Origin of the sequence: Microbacterium sp. 1154, assembly GCF_031455375.1 — a bacterium.
In the GTDB taxonomy this organism is placed as follows: Bacteria; Actinomycetota; Actinomycetes; order Actinomycetales; family Microbacteriaceae; genus Microbacterium.
Genome location: NZ_JAVDSN010000001.1, coordinates 911,181 through 937,489 on the forward strand (window position 1 = coordinate 911,181; position 26,309 = coordinate 937,489).

At 70.6% G+C, this 26,309-nt stretch carries 20 protein-coding genes; 6 read left to right on the top strand and 14 right to left on the bottom strand.

From position 1 onward, the window contains the following. Positions 1-58: 58 nt before the first annotated feature. Positions 59-2,194, bottom strand: a complete 2,136-nt coding sequence (locus J2X55_RS04180) for an intein-containing Rv2578c family radical SAM protein (RefSeq protein ID WP_309822019.1) — start codon at positions 2,192-2,194, stop codon at positions 59-61. Positions 2,195-2,325: 131 nt separating this feature from the next. On the opposite strand from J2X55_RS04180, the gene J2X55_RS04185 reads away from it, so the two are divergent. Together J2X55_RS04185 and J2X55_RS04190 are read left to right on the top strand one after the other, a co-directional pair. Continuing rightward, entirely contained in the window at positions 2,326-3,447 is a 1,122-nt protein-coding gene (locus J2X55_RS04185) for a M15 family metallopeptidase (RefSeq protein WP_309822021.1), read from the top strand. A 270-nt stretch (positions 3,448-3,717) separates the two neighbouring features. Then, the gene (locus J2X55_RS04190) at positions 3,718-7,290 is read left to right on the top strand and encodes a S8 family serine peptidase (RefSeq protein WP_181906365.1); all 3,573 of its coding nucleotides are present in this window, start codon (positions 3,718-3,720) and stop codon (positions 7,288-7,290) included. A 58-nt stretch (positions 7,291-7,348) separates the two neighbouring features. On the opposite strand, the gene J2X55_RS04195 is transcribed toward J2X55_RS04190, so the two are convergent. From J2X55_RS04195 to J2X55_RS04205, 3 genes are all read right to left on the bottom strand, one after another. After that, positions 7,349-8,371, bottom strand: a complete 1,023-nt coding sequence (locus tag J2X55_RS04195; RefSeq protein WP_115916041.1) for a pirin family protein — start codon at positions 8,369-8,371, stop codon at positions 7,349-7,351. Continuing rightward, positions 8,368-8,706, bottom strand: a complete 339-nt coding sequence (locus tag J2X55_RS04200) for a GNAT family N-acetyltransferase (protein WP_115916040.1) — start codon at positions 8,704-8,706, stop codon at positions 8,368-8,370. Before J2X55_RS04200 ends, J2X55_RS04195 begins: the two co-directional genes overlap by 4 nt. A 92-nt stretch (positions 8,707-8,798) precedes the next feature. Next, the gene (locus tag J2X55_RS04205) at positions 8,799-9,314 is read right to left on the bottom strand and encodes a CGNR zinc finger domain-containing protein (RefSeq protein ID WP_115916039.1); all 516 of its coding nucleotides are present in this window, start codon (positions 9,312-9,314) and stop codon (positions 8,799-8,801) included. Between the two features lie 272 nt (positions 9,315-9,586). Here J2X55_RS04205 and J2X55_RS04210 point away from each other — a divergent pair, with 272 nt between their 5' ends. Next, entirely contained in the window at positions 9,587-10,978 is a 1,392-nt protein-coding gene (locus J2X55_RS04210) for an FHA domain-containing protein (protein WP_115916037.1), read from the top strand. Positions 10,979-11,035: 57 nt separating this feature from the next. On the opposite strand, the gene J2X55_RS04215 is transcribed toward J2X55_RS04210, so the two are convergent. From J2X55_RS04215 to J2X55_RS04260, 10 genes are all read right to left on the bottom strand, one after another. Next, the gene (locus tag J2X55_RS04215; RefSeq protein ID WP_309822028.1) at positions 11,036-12,364 is read right to left on the bottom strand and encodes a S8 family serine peptidase; all 1,329 of its coding nucleotides are present in this window, start codon (positions 12,362-12,364) and stop codon (positions 11,036-11,038) included. Continuing rightward, positions 12,361-13,689: a type VII secretion protein EccB gene (gene eccB, locus J2X55_RS04220; RefSeq protein WP_115916035.1), complete on the bottom strand. Its 1,329-nt coding sequence runs from the start codon at positions 13,687-13,689 to the stop codon at positions 12,361-12,363. The genes J2X55_RS04215 and eccB overlap by 4 nt, the downstream gene beginning before the upstream one ends. A 3-nt stretch (positions 13,690-13,692) precedes the next feature. Continuing rightward, positions 13,693-15,027, bottom strand: a complete 1,335-nt coding sequence (gene eccD / locus J2X55_RS04225; protein WP_309822030.1) for a type VII secretion integral membrane protein EccD — start codon at positions 15,025-15,027, stop codon at positions 13,693-13,695. Between the two features lie 77 nt (positions 15,028-15,104). Continuing rightward, positions 15,105-15,392 (bottom strand): WXG100 family type VII secretion target, encoded by a 288-nt coding sequence (locus J2X55_RS04230; protein WP_210110631.1) that lies wholly within the window; start codon positions 15,390-15,392, stop codon positions 15,105-15,107. Next, on the bottom strand, positions 15,389-15,709 hold the full coding sequence (locus tag J2X55_RS04235) for a WXG100 family type VII secretion target (RefSeq protein WP_309822032.1): 321 nt from the start codon (positions 15,707-15,709) through the stop codon (positions 15,389-15,391). Before J2X55_RS04235 ends, J2X55_RS04230 begins: the two co-directional genes overlap by 4 nt. 45 nt (positions 15,710-15,754) lie before the next feature. After that, positions 15,755-17,185: a hypothetical protein gene (locus tag J2X55_RS04240; RefSeq protein ID WP_309822033.1), complete on the bottom strand. Its 1,431-nt coding sequence runs from the start codon at positions 17,183-17,185 to the stop codon at positions 15,755-15,757. Further along, positions 17,182-18,363 carry a S8 family serine peptidase gene (locus tag J2X55_RS04245; protein WP_309822034.1) on the bottom strand — a complete coding sequence of 394 codons (1,182 nt, stop codon included), beginning with the start codon at positions 18,361-18,363 and terminating at the stop codon, positions 17,182-17,184. Before J2X55_RS04245 ends, J2X55_RS04240 begins: the two co-directional genes overlap by 4 nt. Before the next feature lie 107 nt (positions 18,364-18,470). Beyond that, positions 18,471-18,878: a hypothetical protein gene (locus tag J2X55_RS04250; protein ID WP_309822035.1), complete on the bottom strand. Its 408-nt coding sequence runs from the start codon at positions 18,876-18,878 to the stop codon at positions 18,471-18,473. Between the two features lie 121 nt (positions 18,879-18,999). After that, positions 19,000-19,278 (bottom strand): WXG100 family type VII secretion target, encoded by a 279-nt coding sequence (locus J2X55_RS04255; protein WP_103207114.1) that lies wholly within the window; start codon positions 19,276-19,278, stop codon positions 19,000-19,002. 38 nt (positions 19,279-19,316) lie between these two features. Then, positions 19,317-19,628, bottom strand: a complete 312-nt coding sequence (locus J2X55_RS04260; RefSeq protein WP_055831852.1) for a WXG100 family type VII secretion target — start codon at positions 19,626-19,628, stop codon at positions 19,317-19,319. Positions 19,629-19,919: 291 nt separating this feature from the next. On the opposite strand from J2X55_RS04260, the gene J2X55_RS04265 reads away from it, so the two are divergent. From J2X55_RS04265 to eccCa, 3 genes are read left to right on the top strand one after another with little or no spacing between them, the layout of a single operon-like run. Continuing rightward, positions 19,920-21,284 (top strand): hypothetical protein, encoded by a 1,365-nt coding sequence (locus tag J2X55_RS04265; protein ID WP_309822036.1) that lies wholly within the window; start codon positions 19,920-19,922, stop codon positions 21,282-21,284. Further along, positions 21,281-22,288, top strand: coding sequence for an RDD family protein (locus J2X55_RS04270; protein ID WP_220338135.1), 1,008 nt, complete (start codon positions 21,281-21,283; stop codon positions 22,286-22,288). Before J2X55_RS04265 ends, J2X55_RS04270 begins: the two co-directional genes overlap by 4 nt. Further along, positions 22,285-26,289, top strand: coding sequence for a type VII secretion protein EccCa (gene eccCa / locus J2X55_RS04275; RefSeq protein WP_309822039.1), 4,005 nt, complete (start codon positions 22,285-22,287; stop codon positions 26,287-26,289). The genes J2X55_RS04270 and eccCa overlap by 4 nt, the downstream gene beginning before the upstream one ends. The last annotated feature ends 20 nt before the right edge of the window (positions 26,290-26,309 follow it).

Here is a 26,309-nt window from a genome sequence, read left to right on the forward strand (position 1 = left end):
TTTTGCGGCGGGGGCTTCGTGCGTCCTTCCGCCGCCGTGCGGCGAGAACGGGCCGGCCTCAGAACAGGGTCGGCTCGCTCGCCGGCGCGACACGCGGGCGACCGGATGCCGCGGGCCCGGTGCGGCGAACGGGTCCGAGGCTGTTGGCGGGCGGCGTACGTGCGGCCAACCCCGGCTGCGGGCGCCCCCGCGGGTGATCGTCTTCGTCCCACCCGTCGAGGCGGTGCATCCGCAACAGGGGGCGCATGCGCTTGCCGAGCCACGTGCGGTAGGCCTTCGGGGCCGTGACGGAGACTCCCGGGTAGAGGCCTCGGTACGACGAGACCAGGTGCGGGTGCTCGCGCTCGAGCCACTCAAAGAACCACTGCTTCGCGCCGGGGCGCAGGTGCAGTGCCCCGTACACGACCCGCGCCGCGCCGGCCTCGCGAATGCGTGCGAGAGCGTCGTCGAGAGCGGCGACCGAGTCGGTGAGGTGCGGCATGATCGGCATGAGGAACACCGTCACCCGGAACCCCGCGGCGGTGGCCGCGCGCACGGTCTCGAGTCGCGCCTCGGCACTCGGCGTCCCGGGCTCGATCGAGTGCTGGAGCGTCTCGTCGAAGACCGCGATCGACATCGCCAGCGTCACCTTCACGTGCTGTGCGGCTTCGGACAGCAGGGGGAGATCCCGTCGAAGGAGCGTGCCCTTCGTGAGGATCGAGAACGGGGTGCCATTGTCGGTGAGGGCGCCGACGATGTCGGGCATGAGCCGGTAACGCCCCTCCGCCCGCTGATACGGATCGGTGTTCGTGCCGAGCATGACGGGCTCGCGCGCCCACGAGCCACGGCGCAGTTCGGTCCGCAGCACGTCGGCGACGTTGACCTTCACGACGATCTGCGAGTCGAAGTCCGCGCCGTAATCCAGGTCGAGGTATTCGTGTGTCTTGCGGGCAAAGCAGTTGTGACTGACGACACCATTCGCGATGAAGTCCCCCGTGCCGGTCGTGATGTCGACCATGTCGATGTCATGTCCGATGTCTTCGATTTTGACGACCCGCAGGTCGGTGCTGGTCTTCACCGCGGCCCCGGAAACGTCGAGTTTGCGAGTGATAGCCGGGCGCGCGACGTCGAAGAATCGTCTTCTCGACGAGAGCCCTCCGCGAAGACGGATGGAGGACACCCCGTTCGGCCGAACGGGTTCGCGAACGGCGTCGAAGCGGAAGGCAGCCAAAGCTTCCTCCGTGAGCGACAGCAGTTCCTCGTTCGCGTTACTGATGCGCACAATGCCGTTCGAACACGAACCCTCCGCATCGAAGATGCCCCCCAAGAAGCCTGCCGACCACTCTTGGCTTCTCAAGCTCGGTATGGCGACATATTCCTCGAGCCTCGCGACGTCCTGCTTCTTCGCCGTGTGGATGGCCGTCATGGGGCGGCGATGAGCGGGAACGGAAAAGGGACGGACCATCGTGGAGATGCCGATCTGCTCCAGAAGATTCTTCGCGAGGTCGAGTGCCTCTCGGTCGGCCAGGGCGAGGCGAAACCGATGGATAGACCGAATCCGCTTTCCGTCGTCGTAGGTCTTATGGAGGATCATCGCGTCCCCGCGCACCATGCCCGTGAGATATCCCTGGCGCCAATCCGAGCTGGTCGGAGGAACGGAGGAGCGCGCTCCCGTGCCGTACCCCTGCAGGCGGTTCGACGTCGTCAGGTGAGGGCGCCGCTCGCCCGCCACGGGAGAGTCGGTGACGTACTTCCAGCCCCGTTCCGTGAGAAACCGGTGGTCGCCACTCGCCTCGATCTCGGTACCATCCGCGAGCGTCACTCGATGGAGGCGTTTGCGGGTGGTCCACCTGGCCAGAACGGTCGTTCGGACATAGTGGCGGTACCTCGCGCGCTGTTCTGTTCCGATGATTTCGTCGCCGACGCCGATTTCTGACAGCGGCACCTGGCGGCCATCGGCCCTCAGGATGAGAGTGTCGGGAGAGAGGCAGTACGAGCACGCGTGGCTGCAGCCGCGATAAGGATTCACGGTCCAGTCGAAGGGCATGGCCGAGGCGCCGGGGACGCGATTCAAAGCGCTTTTGCAGAGGACTTCGTGGAACGTCATTCCGGCGAACTCGGGGGGCGTCACCGACCGGACGAGACCGTCCATCCGCTCCATGCCCGGGAGTGCGGAGGTGTCGTCGACGCCCAACTGCTGTCCCTGCCATCTCATATTCGCAGTCGAACACATGTTCTAAGAAATGGCAACGTGGTGCGCCGTCGAATCGATCATGCCGTCGACCCGTGGGGGATGCGACCCGGCCCGGTTCGACCGCTCGGGGAGCGCGCGCGAGAATGGAGCCGATGACCGACCACGATCCCGAGACCTCGCCTCGCCGCGCCGCGCGCGCCGAGGCGGAGCGACTCGCGACCGCGGCGCTCGTTCTGCCCGTCGTCCCCTCCGAGCAGGCGTCCGCCGAAGGCACCCCGACCCGCCGAGAGCTGCGCCGCGAGATGGTCGGGCGCGATGCGGCGGACCACGGTCTGCGCGGCATCCGTCGACTCGCGCCGGTGCTGCTGCGGCGCCGCCTCGCCGTCGTCGTCGCGGGCGTCGTCGTGGTGGCTGCGTGCGCGGTGGCGATCGGGGCCGCGGCTTCCGGGGGAGAACCCGGCGCGTCCGACGGCGCCGTCGCGCAGTTCTCCGGCCCGCCGCCCGTCGCCGACGACGGCATCCCCGTCCCTCAGCTCGCCGCCGTCGCCGCCACCGCGACTCCCTGCGACGACCCCGCTTTCACCGCCGCCCTGGCATCGGGTGACGACGCCGCCACCATCGCGGCTGCGGGTGGCGGACAGGCGTTCCGCGCAGCGGTGGCATCCGGGATCGCCCCCTGCGTCTCGCTGTCGGATCCGAACCGCGAATGGCTCGTCGTCAACAAGCAGCGCCCCTACGACCCGGTCGACTATCAGCCCGGCGACCTCGTCATGCCCGCGAACGTGCGCGCCCTGGAGGACTCCGCGGTCCGGGCCCCCGCCGCAGCCGCCCTCACCTCGCTCGTGAAGGCCGCTTCCGACGCCGGTGCCGGCGAGATCGGCTACCTGAGCGCCTATCGCTCGTACACGACGCAGAAGTCGACCTACGCGGGTCGGGTCGCCGTCGGAGGAGTCGCCGAGGCGGATCGCGAGAGTGCGCGACCCGGCTTCAGCGAGCATCAGTCCGGAATGGCCGTCGACATCGTCCCCTGCAACGGCTCCTGCCGCACGCTGGACGACGTCGCCGGATCGGCCCAGGGCGCGTGGGTGCGCGAGCATGCGTGGGAGTACGGCTTCATCACCCGCTATGCCGAGGGGCGTGAGAGCGTGAGCGGTTACGAGCCCGAGGCGTGGCATCTGCGGTACATCGGTCCCGAGCTCGCCCGTGCCTACCACGAGGGCGGTTTCACCACCCTCGAGGAGTTCTTCGGGCTCCCCGCCGCACCGACCTACTGACGCGACGTCGAGCCGCGAGCTCGGCCGGTGCGGGCATCGACGCACGGGGCCGTCGTGCGGAGTCCGAGGCCGACACGCCGTCGACGGATCCGATCCGGCGGCGCGTCGATCGGAGACTCCGCGCGACGGTGCCGCCTCGGCCCCGGGCCGCTTCCGAACTCCGTTCGAAACTGAACGTTGGTGATGAAACGGCTCTGAGTTATGTTTGTGCAACGCGCGCCGCCGTCGTCGCGCAGATCGCTCAATTCATCCCCCCGTTTGGAGCGCACGATGGGTCGAACCCTGCGTTCGGTCGCGGCCATTTCCCTGGCCGGACTGTTTACCGTTGCCGGAGCCACAGCCGTTCAGGCTGCCGACGTGGGCGAGGCGGTGACGCCTCCCACACCCATCGAATCGGCCACGGGCCGGTACATCGTCGTTCTCGACGAGGCCCCGGTCGCCACGTACGCGGGCGGTGAGCCGGGCCTGGATGCCACCAAGTCCGACGACGCGCGGCTCGACACCGACTCCCCGCAGGCGCGGAAGTACTCCGCCTTCCTCGAGGAGCGGCAGCAGAACGTCGCGGACGAGGCCGGTGTCCGCCCCGACAACTCGTACACGATCGCCGTCAACGGCTTCAGCGCGAGCATGAACCCGAACCAGGCCGCCAAGCTCGCCGCGACCCAGGGCGTGCAGAAGGTCGTCCCCGACGAGATCCGCCACCCGGTCGCGGTTCCCTCCACCGAGTTCCTCGGCCTCGAGGGCGACAACGGCGTGTGGAACCGCATCGGCGGCATCGGCTCCGCGGGTGAGGGTGTCGTCGTCGGCGTCGTCGACACCGGCATCGCGCCTGAGAACCCGGCGTTCGCGGGCGAGCAGCTCGGCACGACCGCCGGCTCGGAGCCCTACCTCGACGGCAACGACGTGGTCTTCCGCAAGGGCGACGGCACCGACTTCCGTTCGCCGCGCGTGGCCGAGGGCGACGGCTGGTCGCTCTCCGACTACTCGACGAAGCTCGTCGGCGCGCGCTACTTCGACCAGGGCGCCGCGGCCACCGGGTTCACCTTCGAAGCCGACTACCGCTCTCCGCGCGACGGCGACGCGCACGGCTCCCACACCGCGAGCACGGCGGCGGGCGACAATGGCGTCGACGCCAGCGTCGAGGGCGTCGACTTCGGTGCGATCTCGGGTGTCGCACCGGCCGCCAAGGTCGCCGCGTACAAGGCCTGCTGGGCGGGTCCCGACCCCCTTGTCACCACCGACGACGTCTGCGCCCTGAGCGACCTGCTCGGCGCGATCAACGCCGCGGTGTCCGACGGCGTCGACGTCATCAACTACTCGATCGGCGGCGGGGCTGCCACCACCACCCTCTCGCTCGAGGACCAGGCGTTCTTCAACGCCGCCGCGGCCGGAGTCTTCGTCTCGGTCTCCGCGGGCAACTCCGGCCCCGGCGCATCGACCGCCGACCACGCGTCCCCCTGGTACACGACGGTCGCGGCCTCGACGATCCCCACCTACGAGGGAACCGTGAAGCTGCCCGATGGGTTCCAGGCCGCCGGTGCCACGGTGTCGGTCCGCGAGGGCCAAGACGTGACGGCGCCCGTGGTCTACGCGGGTGACATCGCGGCATCCGGTACCGATCCCGCCAGTGCCGCGCTGTGCCTGCTCGGATCCCTCGACGCGGCGAAGGCTGCGGGGAAGATCGTCGTGTGCGACCGCGGTCAGAACGCGCGCGTCGAGAAGTCGCAAGCGGTGAAGGATGCCGGTGGCGTGGGCATGATCCTCGTGAACGTCACGCCGGCCTCGGTCGACAACGACTTCCACTCGGTGCCCACCGTGCACATCGACGCCCGCTATCGCGACGCCCTGCTCGCCTATGTGCGCGGCACGGCGGATGCGACCGCGACCCTCGTGGGCGAGAACGTCACGGGCGTCGAGACGCCCACGCCGCAGGTCGCGGGCTTCTCGAGCCGTGGTCCGATGCTCGCCGACGGCAGCGACGTCCTCAAGCCCGACGTGTCGGCTCCCGGTGTCGCGATCCTCGCCGCCGCCGCCAACGCGCCCGGTGCCACCCCGACGTTCGAGTTCCTCTCGGGCACGTCGATGTCGTCTCCGCACGTCGCGGGTCTCGGCGCCCTGTACCTGGGCGAGCGTCCCCTCGCGACCCCGGCCGAGGTGAAGTCGGCGCTGATGACCACCGCGTACGACACCGTCGATGCGGAGGGGGCTCCCGCACAGGACCCGTTCGCCCAGGGCGCGGGACACGTGGACCCGACGAAGTACTTCGATCCGGGTCTCCTCTACCTGAACGGACCGGCCGACTGGGCGGCGTTCCTGCAGGGCAAGGGCCTCGCCGACTTCGGCGTCGCCCCGATCGACGGCAGCGACCTCAACCTCGCGTCCATCTCGATCGGTTCGCTCGCGAAGCCGCAGACCGTGACGCGCACGGTGACCTCGACGACGGCGGGAACGTTCTCGGCATCCATCGATGTCCCCGGAGTGGATGCCACGGTCGAGCCGTCGACGCTCGAGTTCGGCGCGGCCGGCGAGCAGAAGACGTTCACCGTGACGTTCTCGCGCACGGACGCGGCGGCCGAGCAGTGGACGAGCGGCTTCCTCACCTGGACCGGCGACGGCAACCAGGTGCGCTCGCCGATCGCCATCCGTCCCGCGACCGCCGAGGCTCCGGCCGAGGTCTCGGGAACGGGCCTGTCGGGGTCGACGACGGTCGAGATCCTTCCCGGTGTCGGCGGCGAGCTGCCGCTGACGGTGTCGGGCCTTGCCGCTCAGACGCTGCTGACCGATTCGGACAACCCCGTCGAGGGTCACAGCGGGAACCAGGACTCCGGTGACGCCGACGGCTACGTGCGGTGGACCGTCGAGGTGCCCGAGGGGACGACCCTCTCGCGCTTCGACCTGAACTCGTCGGATGACACCGGGAGCGATCTCGACCTGTTCGTCTCGCGCGTGGTCAGCCCCGACGACCTGCGGTACTACGAGCGATTCACCTCGGCGACGGCCTCGGCCGACGAGCGGGTGACGCTGCCCAACCCCACCCCGGGCACGTATCTGATCGAGGCGAACATCTACTCGTTCACCGGACCCTTCACCTGGGACATGACGTACGCCAACGTCGTCCCCGGCGGTGAGGGGCAGCTGACGGCGACGCCCAACCCGCTCCCCGTGCAGCAGGGTGCCGCGGTCTCGTACGACCTGTCGTGGCAGGGGCTCGCCCCGCGCACGCAGTACCTCGGCGTCGTTCGGTACGGCGACTCCGAGGTGCAGACGGTGCTGACCGTCGACTCGGGCGAAGCCGCACCGGCGATCGTCGATGCGCCGACGATCTCGGGCACGGCCAAGCTCGGGCGCACCCTCACGGCGACCCCCGGCACGTGGAACCCGGCCGACGTCACCACGACGTACCAGTGGCTGCGCGACGGTGAGCCGGTGAACGGCGCCACCTCGGCCTCGTATCGCGTGCAGCGCGCCGACCTGGGCCGTGTGCTCACCGTCCGGGTCACGGCGACCTCGCCCGCCAACGGACTGACGGCGACCGCCGACAGCGCCGGGGTGCCGGTCGTGGTCGGTTCGTTCACGACGGTCACCGTCGATCCCTGGGTCGGCCGTACCGGCGACGCGTACACGCTGACCGTGAAGGTGCGTCCGCTCAGCGGCCCCGCACCCCAGGGCGACGTGACGGTCACCGTGGCGGGCAAGGACTACGTCGCGACCCTGCAGGACGGCAAGGCGGTCATCGCCCTCGACCCGCAGACGCGCGGGGTCAAGCTGGTGAAGGCGGTCTACGGCGGCAGCGCGACGGTCGAGTCGTCGCGCTCGAGCAGCGCGTTCATCGTGCTGCGCTAGTCATCGATCGACACGGCGGCGCCCGGGCTTCGGCTCGGGCGCCGCTGTGCGTGACGCATCAGCCGCGGCGGCGCCGTGGGGTGAGCTTCACCGCGGGCAGCGGCGGGGCGGGGATGCGTTCGGGGCCGTGGTCGACCACGGGACCGAAACGGGCCGTCTGCCCCTCCCAGGCTTCGCGCGCCTCGACGATTTCCTCGTGGGAGCGGCCCACAAAGTTCCACCACATGACGATGTCGGCCTCGAACGGCTCCCCGCCCAGCAGGAACACGCGCGCTCCGTCGTCGCTGCGCAGCTCGAGGTGGTCGCGGCCCTTTCCGAGGTAGACCAGCCGGGTGTGATCGACGGATGCCGTGGGCCCGGCCTGGGGCGCCGACACCGGGCGCCTCGCCGCGTCGGCGTCGGTGGCGTCCATTCCCGTGACCGCCTCGACGGTGCCCGTCATGCCGGACAGCGCGTACTCCCAGTCGGGTCGGAGGGGCACGCGCACGTCGACGCCCGCGGGCAGGCGCAGTTCGGCGCCGACGAGCGGGGTGTGCACGGTCGCCGGCGAGGTGACGTCGCCGAGCGCGCCCATGACGACGACGGCTTCGGCACCCTCGCCGAGATCGAGAACGGGCAGGTCTTCGTGCCGTTCGAAGGCGGGTTCGCCGTGACGGCGCGACTCGGGGAGCGCGATCCAGAGCTGCAGGGCGTCGAGGGGGATCGGTCCCTCGCCGACCGAATACTCGGAGTGGGCGATGCCGGCGCCGCTCGTCATGAGGTTCAGGGCGCCGGGGCGGACGACGACGTCGCTTCCCACGGCATCCCGATGCCTGACCTCGCCGACGATCGGCCACGTCACCGTCTGCAGCCCGATGTGGGGGTGCGGTTCGACGCGCATGAGCGTGTCCTGCGGCCCGAATCGGTCGAGGAAGCACCACGCACCGACCATCGGCAGCGCGCGGTGGGGGAGGGTGCGGTGCACCTCCATGCCGCGGACGCCGCCCAGGGGTACTTCGCGCGCCGTCACGACGAGGGCGCGCGGGCCATCGCAGTCGACCGGTCCCTCGGCCTCGGGGGGAGCGACGTCGAGCCGGGTCACGAGGGTTCGCCGGGTCCTGCCGAGTCGGCGGCGTCGTCGTCGTTCGGCCACTCGATCACCAGGCCGGGGACGTCGTGCTCGCGCAGGTAGTGCGCGACGAACGGGCACGAGGGGATCACGCTGCCCCCGCGGCGGGCGAGGTCTGACAGGGCTTCGCTGGCCAGGGCGGATCCGAGGCCGCGACCCTTGAACGCCGGGTCGACCTCGGTGTGGGGGAGGACGGTGCGGTCGTCGTCGATCGCGCGGAACTCGAGGAAGCCGCCGAGCTCGTCGCCCACGTGGATCTCGTAGCGGCGGGCGTCGTCGTTGCGGGTGACGGTCAATTCGTCGGCCATGGGGTTCTCCTGTCGTCGGTACCCACAGCAACGTAGGCGCGGGCGCGGGTGTTCCGCCATCCCCGTGGCATCCCGGATGCCGTTTGCTAGGACTACCCGCGAGCGCGGTGCCGCCGCACGGCGGCGCGGTTGGCGCAGCGCACCGAGCAGTAGCGCTGGCGGCCGTTGCGCGTCACGTCGACGACGACGTGCTCGCAGGGATCCGCCGCGCAGCGGCCGAGGCGGTTCATGCCGCGCGTGACGAGGTGCAGCGAGGTGCCGACCGAGATCACGGCGGCGAGCACGCGGGGGAGGGCCTCGTCGCTGTCTCGGTAGTGCAGGTGCCACCCCTCGCCGTCGTGGTCGGTGAGACGCGGGTAGGCGGTCACGGCCGCCATCTGGGCGTTCAGCAGCGCCGCGCGGGCGTCGGGGTCGGTCTCGTCGACGACCTGCAGCCAGTCGTCGATGACGGCACGGGTGCGCTCGTGATCGTCGGATGCCACGGGGAAGGTCATCGTCATCCCCATCTCGATCGTGCGGTGCTCGATGCCGTCGCGGTCGGCGGGCCAGTCGTTCGCGAGCGAGGCGGCGAGCAGGACGGCGTACTCTCCGTAAGGGTTGAGATGCATAACGGCATTACATCACGCTGGGCTCATGGCCTCCTCGCGCACTCTTCCCCCGACCGCCGCGGTACCCCTCCACGAGCACGCCTGGCTCACGGAATCGGTGCACCGGACGAGCGAGGGGCTCCTCCGGTACGTACGGTGCGCGGGCTGCCGCGCCCGGCGCGTGGACATCGACGCGGCACCCGTGGTTCCCCCGACCGCGATGACGCGCGAAATCGGCTGACGGCGCGTCGCACCGCACGGTAGCGTCGAAGCAGACTGCTGACGGGGGACGCATGGTTGTTCTGAGCCTTTTCGCGGCGATCGCGGGCGCGATCCTCGTGCCGGTGATCGCGCTGCACGTCTGGTACGCCATCGGACTCTCGCGGGTCTTCGCCACCCACGGAGGGGAGCCCTGGCGGGCCTGGATCCCGCTGCTCAACGAGGCCGAGATCTTCCGACTCGGGCGGATCGATCCCGTCCGTGCCGTCCTGCTCGCCGTTCCCGGTGTCAACGTCTACGGCCTCGTACTCAAGGCGACCGCCGCCCACCGCATCGGCCAGACGGCGGGGCGTGGAGCAGGCACGACCGCGCTGGCCGTGATCTTCCCGCCCGTGTGGGCCACGATCCTCTCCGCTCGCCCGCGAACGGATGCCACGCCTGCCGGCGACAGCGCCGACGAACGTCCGATCGTTCTGAGCGAGACGGCATCCGGCCCCATCACCACCATTCCCGGGGCGAGCGCGGCCGAGGTCGCGACCGCCGGCCGGCGGCGGTCGACGGCTGTCGCCGTCGAGCCGGTCGCTGTGCCCGTGCTCCCCGGGCCGGTCGACATCGACGAGGAGTTCGAGCACACGTCGATCCACCCCTCGCGTCGGCGATCGACATCGACGGAGGAGGAGCCGGTGGTCGTCGCCGACGATGCGTCGCAGACGCCGGCACCCGCCCCGTCCGCGGGAGCGGAACCGCCCCTGACCCGTGCCCCCGCGACGCCGATCGCGGCGGCGGCCCTCGACACGGGGGCGGCGGGGGTTTCGGCTCCCACGCCCGCTTCGACGGCTCCGGCCCCGGCGCCGGCACCCGCTCCGGAGCAGCAGGTTCCCGCGGTCGCTCCCACCGAGCCGGCACCCGCCCCGATCGGGGCTCCTCCGGCCACGACCTCGCCGCCGTCTCCGGCGACGGCGCCCGCGCTGCCCGATCCTTCCGCCCCGACCGCGGCGTCCCTGCCCGACGACACCGGCTTCGACCGCGTGGCCGAGACCACGGACACCACGGCTGCCCCCCAGCCCGACGAAGACTCCGCCGGTGCGGCACCCCTCGACGAGCTGACGCAGACCGCCCGTCCGCGCTCGCGCCGGCGCGGCGAGTGGACCCTCGCCCTGCCCGACGGCAGCCGTGTCGCACTCACCAGCCGAACGGTGATCCTGGGGCGAAAGCCCGGGGACGGCGAAGAAGCGGTGCAGTACGTCGCCGTGGTCGATGACACCCGGACGATGTCGAAGCAGCACGCGCGACTCGAGTGGACGGTCACCGGCTGGAGCATCACCGACCTCGACTCGACCAACGGGGTCACCCTCATCCACGATGACGGGCGCACCGAACGTGTTCCGGGCGGTGCGTCCGCTATCGCGACGTCGCGCTTCCGCCTCGGAGACGCGCGGGTCGAGCTCCGCCCGGCGACGGTCTGACGCGAGCGGCACCCGCCGGTCCCTCGAGGCCGGAGGGGCGAACTCGACGCGGGCGGACTACTCCTGGTCTTCCGACCCGTAGAGGCCGCGGCCCGTCGGAGCCGCGCGCCGAGGGGCGGTCTCTTCGCGTCGCCGACTGACGTAGATCGCGAGTGCACCGATCGCGCCGAGGGCGATGAGGCCCGCCACGCCGATCCCCGTCGCGGTGCTGATGGCGGCGGCATCCGGTCCCGGTCCGATGACCACCGACACGGCCTCGGGGGTGGCGGTGGGTGAGGCGGAGGGGTCGGCGGCGACGAAGGGGCTCTTCGGGCCACGCAGGCCCGTGCCCGGAACCATCACGATCGCGTCGTAGGGCTGCACGACGCCCCACCCGGAGATGTTCGAGCGGACGTCGGGCTGAGCGCGGACGGCGGTCGCTTCGAGGCGGTACGCCCACTGGGCGGGAGTCTCGGTGGGGTGAGCGGATGCCACGAGCGCCGCCGCCGCCGACACGTACGCCGCAGCCCAGCTCGTCGCCGGCTCGTCTGCTCCCACGACGCAGTCGCCGCCCAGGGGCCACGACGAGGCCACTGCCTGGCCCGGCGCGGAGAGGCTCACGTGGGGGCCGTGGATACTCGCTTTCGTGACGACGCCACCCGACCCGACGGCGGCGACCCCGATCACGCCGGAGAATCCGGCGGGGTATCTCGCCCCGTCCGTGTCGTCCTGCTCCGGGGAGTCGTCGTTCGTGCGGTTCCCGGAACTGGCGACGACGAGGCTGCCGCGTTGCTGGGCATAAGCGACGGCATCCGCCAGGGCCGCGTTCTTCTCGCTCGTGCTGATCGAGACGTTGATGATCTGCGCGCCCCGGTCGGCGGCGTAGCGGATGCCCTCGGCCATCCGCTCGGTGTTCGGTCCGAACCCGGCCTCGACGAGCTGCTTCTCGATCCCGGCGTAGACGCGCACGGGCAGGATCTTGGCGTCGGGGGCCAGACCCTCGACCCCCGAACCGGAGATGAGCTGGGCGGCGATCTGACCGGCGATCACGGTGCCGTGCGCGTAGTTGTCGGTGCGTCCCGACGCGTCCGTGCCGTCGGGGACGAGGTTGACGCCCGGGATCACCGAGGCGTCGAGGTGCGGGTTCGCTGCGACACCCGAGTCGACGACGGCGACCGTGACACCCGCGCCGCGGGTGAGGGGCCAGGCCGACGAGCTCTGCAGGGACGTGAGCGCCGTGGGGGCGTCGGGGATGCGCGTGGACGCCGTGCACTGGCTCGGGGTCGTGGCGGCCCGCAGGCCGGTCGTGGGACCCGTCGCGGACGCGGGCGTGGGGATGCCGAGCAGCAGGATCCCGGCTGCGGCGGCGAGCGCTGTCAGCCGAGCGGCGCGGGAGCGCAGGGTCACTTCGTCTCCGGCGTGCGCTGCGCCGCGCTCTCGCTCAGCGAGGGACCGGTGCGCAGCAGCGCGGTCCACCCGTCGGGGATCGAGCCGACGTCGTTCGTCGAGTAGCCGAGGCGCGCGATGGTGTCGTCGGTCGCGCCCGGAAGCGGGAACGCCGTGCCGGTGGCATCCACCAGCGTCAGGATGCTCGTGTTGTCGGCTCCGCGCCCGCCGGCGCGCACGAGGGCGCCGTGGCTGGGATCGACCCGGACACCGGCGGTGACGGCGGTCGACGTCGGCTGGGTGGCCAGGGTCGTCGTGGCTTGGCCCTCGCCGGCGGTGAGCACGGCGCAGGGGCGCTGACCCGAGGGGACGGTTTCGAAGCCGACCCGGGGCCAGTCGTCGCCGAGGCCCTGTGTGGCGGTGGGGAGGCTGCGGATCTCGTCAGCGGTCACCTCGATCACCTTGCCCTTCAACGCCTCCCCGCTGCCCAGCTGGTACAGCTGCCACGCGAGGGGGGAGAGCGACTCGAGCACGCCGCCGGTCTGCACGAGGAAGCGCTCGTCCTCGGGCGCGCCGGCTTGCCGGATGACCTGGCCGACGCTCAGCGAGGTGTTCGTCACGGGCTGGCCGTAGTTCTGCAGCGTGATCGGGGTCAGGGCTGTGCCCGCCGTGAAGAGGTCCAGCCAGGACGCGGGCACCGTCACGGGGGAGAGGGACGAGATTCCGGCGGCGCGGAGCACGGCGTCGGCCACCTCGCTCGAGACCGCGAAGCTGCGACCGCCCTGCACCACGTGGAGGATGCCGTCGACCGATACGACGACCGCACGGTCTGTCGCCGGAGTGGGGCCTGCGGCCGAGGAGATGCGGACGTCGAGACCGGCGTCGTCCGCGACGCAGGCGCTCCAGCCGGTGTTGATGAGCCCCGAAACCGGGGGGAGTTCGTCGGGAGCCCCGGTAATGCCGAGGGTGTCGCCGACGGGGGTGCCATCGAGTGTCGACGAGTCGGTGGAGATCACGCCGTACTCGTTCGCCGGGAGGAGCAGGCGGGCGCTGGCCGTGTTGATGACGGGGTGCAGCACCCCGTCGACGGTGACGAACCGGGCGCCCGTGTCGGACACGAGGACCAGTTTGCCGTTCTCCCAGCCGGTCGGCAGGCCCGGGCGGATCAGGCCGTAGAAGACGCCGACGAGGACGACGATCACGGTGAGCGCGATCGCGGCGATCACGGCGCGCAGCGGTGAGCTCGGCTGCAGCTCCTTGCCGCCCGGGGCGCCGCTGACGAAGGCGGTGAGGAGGCGGCGGCGCGAGAAGTTCTGCGCCTCGATCAGGTCGCCCTTGGTGGCCATGCGTCAGGCCAGACCGGACGAGATGACCGCGAGAGGCAGGAGGGCGGCCAGGACGAGCAGTTCCGCCGTGTCGGCGAGGCGGATCAACCGCAGGCGCGTCTTGGGAGCGAGCAGCGTGACGGTGACGACGCAGACGGTGGCGACGGCCAGGACGACCAGGATGCCGACGCGTAGACCCGGCTGCGCGAGCGAGGCCACGACCCCGGCGACGACGAGACCGATGATGCCGGTCGCCATGACGGTGAGCACGCCGGAGCGGGCGAAGGTCTGGCGCGAGGGGAACATCATGCCCGCGAACGCGAGGGCGCACACGAGAGCGCCGGTGGCGTTCTGCGCGGCGACGAGGGGCGTGGCCACGAGGATGGCGGCGGCCAGCGCGAGACGCAGCCCGATGAGGACGCGCCTGCCCTGTGCGACGCGGGCGGCCACGTCGTCCGCGTCGATCGGCTGGGGGTCGGCGAACATCTCGGCGTCGCTCTGGGGCGAGACCACGCGAAGACGCGTGGTCCCGATGGCCAGCCACGGCAGGGCCCCCGCGAGTGTCGCCACGACACCGACCATGAGGGTCCAGACCGTCGCCGCGGGGAAGAAGGCTGCGAGGGTTCCGGTGACGCCCAGCGCGCCGCCGGCCACGAGAGGCGCGAGCTGCAGTTCGGCCCGCTCACGGGTGAGGGCGAGCGAGACGCCGGCGACGACGAAGGCTCCGCCGCCTGCGGCGGCCATGGGCAGTCCCCACATGTCGAGGGAGGCGGGCACGGCGATGAAGCCGGCGACGGCGGCGAAGATGGATGCCGCCATCCCCAGGCCCTGACCTGCTTCACGCTGTCCGAGTCGTGAGACGACCGCTGAGACTACGAGCAGCACCACTGCGCCGCCACCGGCGACGAGGGCGCCGAAGGGGAGGGCGCGGCCGGCGGCGAGCAGGAGGACGGCGCACACGCCGAGCAGGGCCAGGCTGACCGCGAGGGCCGTGCGGGCGTTGTCGCGGGTGGTCCAGGGGCGGTTCTGCTGGCTGGTGGCGTCGATGACGGCTTCGACGATGTCGTCGTAGACGCGCGGCTGGGCGACCAGACCGCCGCGGACGAGGGTCAGGACTTCACCGTCGACGATGCCCTGTGCGGCGGCGCCGCGAGACGGATCGACGCTGGTGCCGTCGGAGCGCTGGAGCGCATAGCCCGCCGAGGTCATCGACGGATCGAGCACGCCGAGAGACCGGGCGAAGCCCGGGAGGAATTCGATCACCGGCACCTGCGTGGGGATGGCGATGTCGAGCCGGCGTCCCTCGCTCTGCACCGACAACCGCAGTAGCGCTCGTGTCGCATTCATGACGTCAGCCATCTGCGGCCCCCTCTTTCCGGACCGAAGCCCCCTGCGGTCAGACCCCGAAATCCTATCGGTGGGTCAGGGGTCGGATGTCAGTGGAAACGCGCCGCCGACGCACGATCCGCGGACACGTAGTCGTCCGCGATCGAGTCGGTGGCGTTCGAGATGCGCTGGAGCACGTCGCGCATCTGCTCGAGCGTGGCGCTCCACTGCTGCTGGGCATTGTTGTAGGCCGCTTGCGCGGCACCTTCCCACTGTCCGCGCAGGCGAGCGACCTCGCTATCGAGACCGCCCAGGGTGGCGTCGATGCGCGCACTTTCGGAGCGAAGTCGACCGGCTGCGGCGTGCAGCGATTCGGGTGTGACGCGGAAGTCGCTCATGACTGGCCTCCCAGCATCGTGCCGAGTCCGTGGATGGTCGTGCGGTGCTCTTCTTCGACGGCTTCCTGGTCGCGGGCCGTGGCCTGCAGAGCGGCGCTGAGGGTGATGAGCACGTCGTTCAGCTTGTTGGCTCCGGCCGTCCACTCCTGGACGAGGACGGCATAGGAGCTCGCCGCGTCGCCCGACCAGTTGCCGCGCAGCTCGTCGAGTTCCGCGAGCACCCGCCTGGTGCTGTCGGCGATGTCGGCGTGTGCGCCGTTCACCACCTCGGAGCCCCGGGCGAGGGCTCCCTCTTCCGCGGAAATGCGGTCAGACATGTCGTGTTCTCCTGTCGGAACCGTTCAGTGTGTCGAGAGACGGGATCACTCGTCGCGTCCGCCGGCCTGGGCGTTCTCGGACCGGGGGCCGATCTCTTCATCGTCCTCCATGCGAGGGGCGATGGGGCCACCAAGCCCGCGGGATGCGTCGTCGCGACGGTCGGAGCGCGAGCCCGGCCCGCCCATTCCGCCGACGCCACGGCTGCCCGCGCCGGCTCCGCGGCTTCCGCCACCGGCGGCTCCGCCGCCCGCTGTACCGCCGCCGGTCGAGCCGCCGCCGACGCCGCCCGCGCGCATACCGGCACCCTTGGCCGTCGACGACGCGGGCGCACCGCCTCCGGCGGCACCGCCCATTCCACCGACCCCGCGGGTACCGAGACCAGATCCGGCAGCGGCGGTCTTGCCGAGCAGACCGCCCGAACGCCCGGTTGCGCCGGATGCGGCGGTGCCACCGGCGCCGCTGAACAGGCTGCCGCCGGGAACACCCGCGCCACGCGCGATGCTGCCGAGTGCGGCCGCGCCGCCACCGCCGGCGATCAGGCCCGCGCCGAGGCCCGAGCCGATGCCCGCTCCCGCGCCACCGGAACCCGAACCCGAACCGCCGAGCAGACCTCCGCCGGGGGCCGAGGGGATGGTCCCGGGCAGGTTCGGGGTGCCGATGATCGAGCCGTCCGGAGTCGGCTCCGGCTTGATGTTGTCGAGGTCGATGATGGGGGTGTCGCCCCGAACGGGCCCGTCTGGACGAGGCCCGATGATGTGGGGTTGAGGCATCGTATGTTGGTCCGGCTGTGATGAGCCGTTTTCAAGACTCCCGCCGGGGGACGGGGTTCCCGGGGCGGCGTCCCAATCGGGGTACTTCTCGAAGCTGCGTCCACCGGACCGCCCGCCTCTTCCGTCATCCGCGGGCCAGCTCGGCGGATGCGGCGGCTCGTCGGTGTCGTCATCGTCCCAGAAGTCGGCGTCGAACACCGGTGGCCGCGCCACAGCGACCGAATCCATCTCGTCGGAGTATTTGCGCAGAATATCCTGAGCAGCCTGTTCACGCTGTGAAGCGAGGTAGTTGTTGATGACTCCGACAGCGCCCTCGCCCGCGAGGAACGAGAGGGGACCGAGAAGGAACGTCGTTCCCACGGCCGCGCCGCGTACGACGTTTTCTTGGGTCTCGGACATGCCCCCTGCCGGAAGCGAAGAAAGGTCATTTCTCGCACGGGAACGAACATCGTTGGCTTGGTCGAGCCGCGAGGGCAGGTGAGATTTGACGTAGTCGATTTGCCGAGCCACTCCGGCGGCGGTGGCGCTGATGGCTGCCTTCGCGGCGTCTCCGCTCTGACCGATCAGGCCGGGATCGCCCGCCACCTTCTGCACGACCTGCAGAAGAGACTCGAGCCCGCTCTCCAATTCGTAGCGGTGGGGTACGTCCCATGGCACCCCGCCCTCTGCGAAATTGGTGAGGCGCTGCTCCCAAGGACCAGTCATGACGCGACTCCCTTCCGGGCCTTCCGGCGCTGAACGACGATGATGATGACGGTGATCACGGCGGCAAGGACGACAACGCCGACGATACCGGCGACGATCCAGACGATCGCCGAGGAGAGATCGAACCCCGGTTGGGGCGTTTGACCCTCGGTGTCATCGAAACTCCGTCCGCGCGTGACGGGAACGAAGCCGTCCGTGCGTGCCGTAGAGATCTGCTCGGGCGTGGGGAAGCCGGCGGCTTTCCCCACGAGCGGCGTCTCATCGGGGTAGGACGACGGATCATTCTCGAGAAGAGTGGGTAACCAGGCTGCGCCGTAACCGTAGCCGTCGCTCGACTGCACCGGCTCTTTCACTTCCCCGTTGGTCGTCGCGATCAAGGAGTGAACGAGCTGATCACCCGTGGCCTCGGGGAATTTCTGTGCGGCCAGCGCGAGCATGGCGGCAACGATCGGGGCCGAGTTCGATGACCCCGTGCGGGCGGCCGTGCCGTTCCAGTCGCCGAGGACACCTACGGACGGAAGGTCGAATCCCGCGGCGACCACTGTGGTCTGCGGCAACGCGAGGGGTTGCCCCTCTTCGGACTGGAGATTGCCGTTCTCGTCGATGGCTGTCGCAGCGACGACCCCATTCATCGCGTCGTAGCCCTTTTTGTAATCGACGAGCCCCTGGCTCGGGTTGGGCGTCGCTGCGACGACGGCGACTCCGCGAGCCAAGGCATAGGCGATGACCGGGCCGTCGTTCGCATATGCGGTCGCGCCGACGGATGTCGTGATGATCTTGGCGCCGTCGTCGACCGCGGTCTTCACCGCGTACCCGAAGACCGAAATGTCATCGGCGGTGTTCGGGTCGCACATCGGGCCGCTGTCATCGGCGCCATATCCGTAGAAGGTCACTTCTGCGTCAGGAGCGATACCTCGGACCGATCCGCCCCCCGCACCGTTACCGATGATGAGGGCAGCCATGGCCGTCCCGTGGAGGGAACTCTTGGTGGCGTCGTTCGATACCGGATCCGTTGGAGTCTTGCAGAGCTGTGTCGTGGAGACCTTGAGATTGCGGCCGGCGAAGACGGGAAGGTCCGGGTTTATCTGCTCGTCGATGACCGCGACCTTCACCCCAGCCCCCGTGATGCCAGCCGAGTGCGCGACATCTACGCCATAACGCTGCCACCACGAATCCATCGCGTTCCCGCCAGCAGCCTGGGCGGCATTGGGGACCGCGGCGAACGCGACTGCGAGAGCGACCGTCGCGGTGGCGAAGAGGCCGAATCGGTGGCTTCCACGGCGCATCACTGCGGAATTCCTAGAGCGGCTCGAACCCCGGCTGCGCCGCCGGACGTGCCGTTCGTCGCGCTGCCCGGGGAGGGTGCCTCTGATGCGGCGTCGATGATGGCCCGAGCCTGATCCGCCTGCGTCGAGTTGATGGAGTCTGTCTCTTGCAGCGCCTCGACGGCGCTCCGGAGGTCCTCGGCATGCTTCGCAACCAGCATCCGAACTTTGTCGACCTCGGAAGCGAGCTCCTCCGCTCGCTGCTTCAAGTGGTCGGTGAATGCGGTCGCGGCTTCCTCCGTCGAGTTGCCATCGACGACCACGATCTGCTGCGTGTTCGGTATCTCCTCGGGCCCCTGAGTCAGGAGCGAGATGTTGAAGCTCGCAAGGTCGCCGTCGAGGCGGATGAAGTTGGACACCAGGATCACTCGTTCCTTCGCGATCAGGACAGCACCTTGTAGGCGGCGGTGTTGCCGCGAAATTCTGGGGGCGGCCCTCAGGGGCCGCAAGAGCCGGCGGCCGCCTCAGCGACCGCCGGCTCGAGACGACTCAGACGAAGCGGCCGGCGGCGGACTTGTCGGTCGAGGTGTAGCCCTGGGCGATCTCGTCGGTCTTGCCGGCGATCTGCTGCAGAAGCTCGTTCAGGCGAGTGATGGACTGGGTCCACTGGGCCTGAGCCTGGTCGTACGCGGTCTGGGCGTCACCATCCCACGAGGAGCGGAGGGCGTTGACCTGCGACTCGAGCTCGTCGAGGCGGGTGCGGATGCCGGAGGCACCGTTGCGGATCTGACCCGAGAGCGCGATGACCTGCTCGGGACGAACGGACATGGACTGCATGAGAGTTCCTTCTTTCGTGTCGAGCGGGGTCAGCCGAGCAGGGAGCCCAGGTTGCCGATGGTCTGCTGGTGCGACTCTTCCGACGCGGCCTGGTCGCGCTCGGTGCCGCGGAGGGCGTCTTCGAGCGTGACGAGCACGTTGTTGAGCTTGGTGGTCTCTTCGTTCCAGCGCTGCATGAGCTGCGTGTACGAACCGGCGGCGGCGCCGGTCCAGAAACCGGCCACCTGGTCGAGCTCGGTGCGAACCTTGCGCACCTGCTCGTCGATGCCCGACTTGGCGGTGTTGACCGCTTCGGCCCCTCGACGAAGCGCACCCTCCTGGGCTGCGATGAGATCTGCCACTGTGTCTCCTCGATGTTCCTCCGGGCGCGCCCGGGCGTTGCGGATCGGTTACGCGCACGGGGATGAAGGACCCGCGCACGGCGTCGATGGAGAAACCGGAGCCCCCCACCGGACTTCGAACATACGTAAAGGGTCTCCCCGGTTCAAGCCTCTTGCGTAATTTGAAAGATGACAAAGTTCTCATCTTTATCCCCGGTGAAGCGCGGAAAGGGCAACACGTGCCAGCGCGAGGCGGATACGCTGGTGCGGTTGCGGCCCGTGGGCCGGAGGGCGCGAGAACGAGGGGGACCGTTGAGCGCGGAAGTGATGCAGGGGCGACGCGTGGCGCTGATCGACGGCGATTCCCGCTTCGATCTGGTGGTTCCTCTGCGCGCTCGCGTCGACGACGTGCTGCGCGCCGCCGGTTCCGACGCCGCTCGCGGCACGCGTGTGGTCGGCATCTCCGGTCGCGAGATCGATCGGGCGACGGCTATGACCTCGCTCGACGACGGCGTCATCCTCGTGCTCGTCGACCCCGGTGCTTCGCTCCCCGATGCGGTCGCCCGCGCCGCTGCGGCGCCGAACGCCGGACGCGTCTCGGCCGTGTGGTGGGTGCTCGCGGCGGGGGGCGGCATCCTGGCTCTGCTTCGTCTGGTCGGCGGTGGCGACCTGCCTCCCTCGGTGCGGGCGACCGTCGCGGTGCTCGCCCTGGCCGCCGCCCTCGTGGCGGGCGCGGTGTTCGCCCTGCGCGCCCATGCGCGGACGGCGCTCCTCGCTCCGGTCGTGGGCGTTGTCACGCTGGCGTTCGGCGGCGGTGTCGCCGTCGTCCCGGGACTGCCCGCCGCCGCTCCTCTCGTCGCCGTCTTCACGGGGCTGCTCGCGGCGGCCGTCGTCGCGGGGGTCATGGGCGTGCTCGGAGCCACCGAGACGCTTCGTGCGCAGAGCCGTACCGCGACGATCGTGCTCGCCGTTCTGGCGGCGGTCTGGGGCCTGTCGCTGCTGATGCACCTCGATCCGTCCGCACCGGCGGCCGTGACCCTCGGCCTCGTGCCGGTCGCCCAGCGCGTGCTGCAATCGAGCCTCGTCGACGTGGCCCCCGGAACCTTCATCGATTACGGGCGCTTCCAGAGCACGCGGTGGACCGTTCGGCAGAACCTCCCCGACGAGGTCCGCACGATCGAAGCCGTCGACGCCGACGCGCTCGTCGAGCGCTCCACGGCCCGCCTGACGATCGGCGTCATGCTTCTCATCGCCGCCGGAGCCGCCAGCGCCTTCGCCGCTCTTCCGACGTTCGACACCGACAACCCCGTCGTGCTCGGAGGTCGCATCGGGCTGGCGACGACGGTCGTCCTCGCCCTGTTGCTCAGCTCGCGCCGCAGCACCGTGCCGTTCCTGCGGTGGGTGGAACGCCTGGGGGCCGCCGCCGTCGTGGTCGCGGTGCTCATGGCGCTGCTGCCGAGGGTCTCACCCGACATGCTGGTCGTCTTCGCCGGCATCCTCCTGGTGGTCGGTCTCGGATCCGCCCTGCTGGTCGTCCCGGTGGGCCGCGGGCTCCGCTCTCTCGGCTGGTCTCGAACGGGCGACATCTTCGAGGCGCTGGCCACGGCTTTGTCTCTTCCGGCGGGCATGCTCGCCGCCGGAGCGGTGGAGATCGCGCGTGCGATGATGGCGACATGACGCAGCTGACGCCGTTCGGCGCGCCCGCGACGGTGGGGGTGCGCGTAGGAGCCTTCAGTGTCGACGCGGCCCTCGTGGTCATCGTCTCGGTCGTGGCATCCCTTCTCGCCTCTCCCGTGCTGGGTGCGGCGGTCGCCGCCGAGGCGCTGCTCGGTCTGTGGATCCTGCAGGCGCGACACGGACTCACCCCCGGCGCGCTGCTCTTCGGCCTGCGCACCGCGCGCGTCGACGAGCCCGTCGTCCCGGGCGCCGGCCGCGCCTTCGTGCGGGGTCTGCTCGTGGTGCTGGGCGGCGTCGTCCTCCTCGCCGGCGCGTGGGTCGTCGTCGCCTCAGCGGCTTTCGATAAATCGGGCCGTCGGCGTTCCTGGGCCGATCGCGCCGCGGGCACCGTTTTGCTCTCGATACCGCGCGGGACGAAGACTCCGGATGCCGATGAGCCCCGCGGTCTGTCCGAGCCCACGGTGCAGCGCACGGGCGCATCCCGCGAGCCCCTGCGGATGGACGTCTCGGCGGCGGCCCTGCCCCTCGCACCGGCATGGGACGCCCCCATCATCGCCATCGAGGCTCCCAGCGTCGCCGGGGAGCGCCCCGCGACCGTCGCACCCGAGCCCTCTGCTCCGGCGCCGACCACCCCCGCGCGCACGCCGGGCGTCGGTCGCGCGCAGCTGCTGGTCGTCTTCGACACCGGTCAGCGCGAGCAGTTCGATCTTCCGGCCGCCGTCAACTTCGGTCGCGCCCCCGTCGCCGATCAGCCGAACGACGTGCTCATCTCGGTCGACGACCCCGACCGCCTCATCTCGAAGACGCACCTGCGCCTCGAGCACGACGGCGAGACGGCGTGGGTCACCGACGCGGGGTCCACCAACGGCTCCGAGCTGATCGACGACGACGGTACCGTCCACGTGCTGCGCCCCGGTTCCCGCACGCTGCTCGAAGAGGGCACCCGCGTGCGTCTCAGCGAACGCGTCTTCACCCTGAGTCGTCTGATCGGAGGTCCGGTGTGAGCACGGGTCCGCGCATCGCCCCGCCGTCCCTGCCCAACGGGCGGATCGTGCTCCAGCCGCCGCCCGAGCTCGTGCCGAACGAGGGCGGCAGCGGCATCCTGACCTCCCTCCTGCCGATGCTCGGCAGTGTGGGCGCCATCGTGATGGTGACCATCTCGAACAGCGGGCCCACCGGCTTCCTCATCGGCGGCATGTTCCTGCTGTCGTCGCTCGGTTTCGTCGCGGTCAACGGATGGCGGCAGCGCGCGCAGCGCAACGCGCAGGTGCTCGGCAATCGTCGCGAGTACCTCGCGTACCTCTCCGACCTCCGCGACACCGTGCGCGTCGCGGCCCGCAAGCAGCGTCGTCACGGCGGGTGGATCATGCCGGCTCCGGCCGCGCTGCCCTTCATCGCGGAGGAGCGGTCGCGCGTGTGGGAGCGCCAGCCCGGTGACGAGACGTTCCTTCTCGCCCGCATCGGCGTCACCGACCAGCCGCTCAGTCTCACGCTCGAAGCGCCGGAGCTTCCGCCCCTCGCCCAGCTCGACCCGGTCGCCGCATCGGCCGCGCACCGCTTCATGCTCACCCACGAGATGCAGCGTGATCTGCCGCTCGGCTTCCCCCTCGGCGACTACTCGCGCATCGAGCTCGTCGGCTCCGACGAAGACGCCGTCCGCAGCCTCGCTCGCTCGCTCGTGGCCTCCGCCGCGACCCTGCACGACCCCGAGGACGTGATCATCGCGATCCTCGCCGGTCCCGCGCAGATGCCCGCCTGGGACTGGGCGAAGTGGCTCCCGCACGCCATGTCGTCGCGCGTGCAGGACCGACTCGGACCGGCACGCATGATCTCGGCATCCCTCGACGAACTCGTCGACATGCTGCCCCCGCAGCTCTCCACACGCCCGAGGTTCACGCCGGGCGGGGGCGTGACCCCGCACGTGGTGCTCATCGTCGACGGCGTCGAGACCCCCACCAACAGCCCGCTCGTCGGGCTCGAGGGCGCCCAGGGCGTCACCGTGATCGACCTCCCCCCGCGGTGGGACGAGCTCGACGACCCTCACGTGGCACGCGTCGCACTCGCCGAGGCTCCCGTCGTCGCTCGAGGCCGGCGCACCGAGACCACGCCCGTCGTCGCCCCCGCGGAGTTCATCGACGGGGCGGGCCGGGCCCAGACCTTCCTCCCGGATGCCATGACCGTCGCCGAAGCCGAGGCCACCGCTCGACGGCTCATGCCGCTGCGGCCGGCGCCCATGGTCGTCGTCGATGCGCCGACCACGCAGGGGCAGCTCGAGCTCACCGAGCTCCTCGGCCTGCCCGACGTGCGGACGGTGAACTTCGACCAGGCGTGGACGCGTCGTCTCGAGCGCGACCGCCTGCGCGTCCCGATCGGCCAAGAGCCCTCGGGCACCCCCCTCGTCCTCGACCTGAAGGAGTCCGCGTCGCAGGGTATGGGCCCGCACGGCGTGATGGTCGGTGCGACGGGTTCGGGTAAGTCCGAGGTGCTGCGCACCCTCGTGCTCGCCCTCGCGATGACGCACTCGCCCGAGCAGCTCAACTTCGTGCTCGTCGACTTCAAGGGTGGTGCGACGTTCGCCGGTATGGCCGAGATGCCGCACGTGTCGGCGGTCATCACCAACCTCGGCAGCGAGCTGGCCCTCGTCGACCGCTTCCAGGACGCCCTGCAGGGCGAAGTCGTGCGTCGCCAGGAGCTGCTGCGCGCCGCGGGCAACTTCGCGAACGTCGGCGAGTACGAGGCCGCGCGTCTCGGCGGTCGGTCCGACCTCGCTCCTCTCCCGGCCCTCCTCGTCGTCGTCGACGAGTTCTCTGAACTGTTGACGGCCAAGCCCGAGTTCGTCGACAGCTTCCTCAACATCGGTCGCGTCGGTCGATCGCTGCACGTGCACCTGCTGCTGGCATCCCAGCGGCTCGAAGAGGGCAAACTGCGCGGTCTCGACACGTACTTGTCGTACCGGATCGGTCTTCGCACGTTCTCGGCCGCCGAGTCGCGCACGATCATCGGCACGCCCGACGCATACACGCTCCCGCAGGAGCCCGGTGTCGGCTTCCTCAAGAGCGACACCGAGAACCTCGTGCAGTTCCGCGCGGCCTACGTCTCGGGCCGTCCGAAGGGCAGCGCCCGTCTGAACGTCGACGACCCGGAGTCGGGTTCGACCGGTCCGGCGCGCGTCGAGGTCTTCACCGCCCTCGCCCAACCCGACGACGAGCCGGTCGAGGAGTCGACGGACGCCACTCCCGCGGCCATCGCGACCCCGGCGACCGACAAGCGCTCCACCTTCCAGATCGCCGTCGACCGCATGAAGGACCGCGGACCCGAGGCGCATCAGGTGTGGCTCCCGCCGCTCGCGGACCCGGCGCCGCTGGACGAACTCATGCCCGACCTGGCCGAGGACCCCGCTCTTGGTCTCGTCTCGCGCCGCTGGCGCGACGCCGGTGCCCTGACGGTTCCCATCGGTGTCGTCGACATCCCGCTCGAGCAGCGTCGCGACCACCTCACGGTGTCGCTCGGCGGTGCGGCGGGTCACGTCGCGATCGTCGGCTCGCCCCTCAGCGGCAAGTCGACCCTCGCGCGCACGCTCGTGTCCGCCCTGGCGCTGACGGGAACCCCGCAGGAGTTCCAGTTCTTCGTGCTCGACTTCGGCGGCGGTGGCTTCACCGCCATGCAGCAGCACCCCCACATCTCGGGGGTGGCCACGCGCACCGAGCCCGAGGCTGTCCGCCGGGCGATCGCCGAAGTCGAGGCCGTGCTCGACGCCCGCGAGCAGTATTTCCGCCGCAATGCCGTCGACTCGATCGAGACCTATCGCTCGCGTCGTCGCGACGGGCGTCTCGATGACGGCTTCGGCGACGTCTTCCTCATCGTCGACGGCTGGTCGACGCTGCGGTCCGAGTTCGAACCCCTCGAGGCCCGCGTGCAGACCATCGCGGCGCGCGGCCTGAGCTTCGGCGTGCACGTCGTCGTCACCGCGAACCGGTGGCTCGAGATCCGTGCCAACCTCAAGGACCTCATCCAGACGCGCCTCGAGCTGCGCCTGGGCGACCCGACCGACTCCGACGTCGACCGCAAGCAGGCCGCGAACGTGCCGGTCGGTCAGCCGGGTCGCGGTCTCGCCGTGTCGAAGCTGCAGATGCTCACGTCGGTCCCGCGGATCGACGGATCGGACGACCCCTCGACCATCGCCGACGGCGTCGCCGACATGATCGGCAGGATCACGAACGCTTGGCACGGCGAGCCGGGACCCAAGCTCCGCCTGCTGCCCGAGAACATCTCGCTCGACGAGGTGCGCGCCCTCACCGAGCCGGGGGACCGTCGCATGCTCCTCGGCATCGAAGAGGCGCAGCTCTCGCCCTTCGGGATCGACCCCCGCGTCGAGCCGCACCTCTTCGTCTACGGCGACTCCGGGATGGGCAAGTCGTCGTTCCTGCGCGGTGTCGCCAAAGAGATCCAGCGGCTCTACACCCCGGCAGAGGCGAAGATCTTCGTGGTCGACTACCGTCGAGCCCTCCTCGGCGAGATCCCCGACGAGTACCTCGGCGCCTACCTCACCTCGCACGATCTGGCCACGGGCGGGATGAACGACCTGTCGCAGTACTTCGCGACCCGCATCCCCGGCCCCGACGTCACGCCGACGCAGCTGCGCGAGAGGAGTTGGTGGAAGGGCGCCGAGGGGTTCATCCTCGTCGACGACTACGACCTCGTCGCCACCAGCCAGGGCAACCCGATCGCGGTGCTGCAGCCCCTGCTGGCCCAGGCCGGCGACCTGGGTCTGCACGTCATCCTGACCCGTCGATCGGGCGGGGCGAGCCGCGCCGCGTACGATCCGATCATCCAGCGCTTCACCGACCTGGGCGTGACCGGCATCCTGCTCGGCGGCAACCCGGAAGAGGGTGCGCTCATCGGCCGGGTCAAGCCCGAGCGGGCGGCGCCGGGCCGTGCCCAGATCGTCAGCCGGGAGCAGGGCCTGCTCGCCTCGCAGCTGGTGTTCTCTCCGCCGACGCACTGACGCGACGTTCCTCCCCAGGA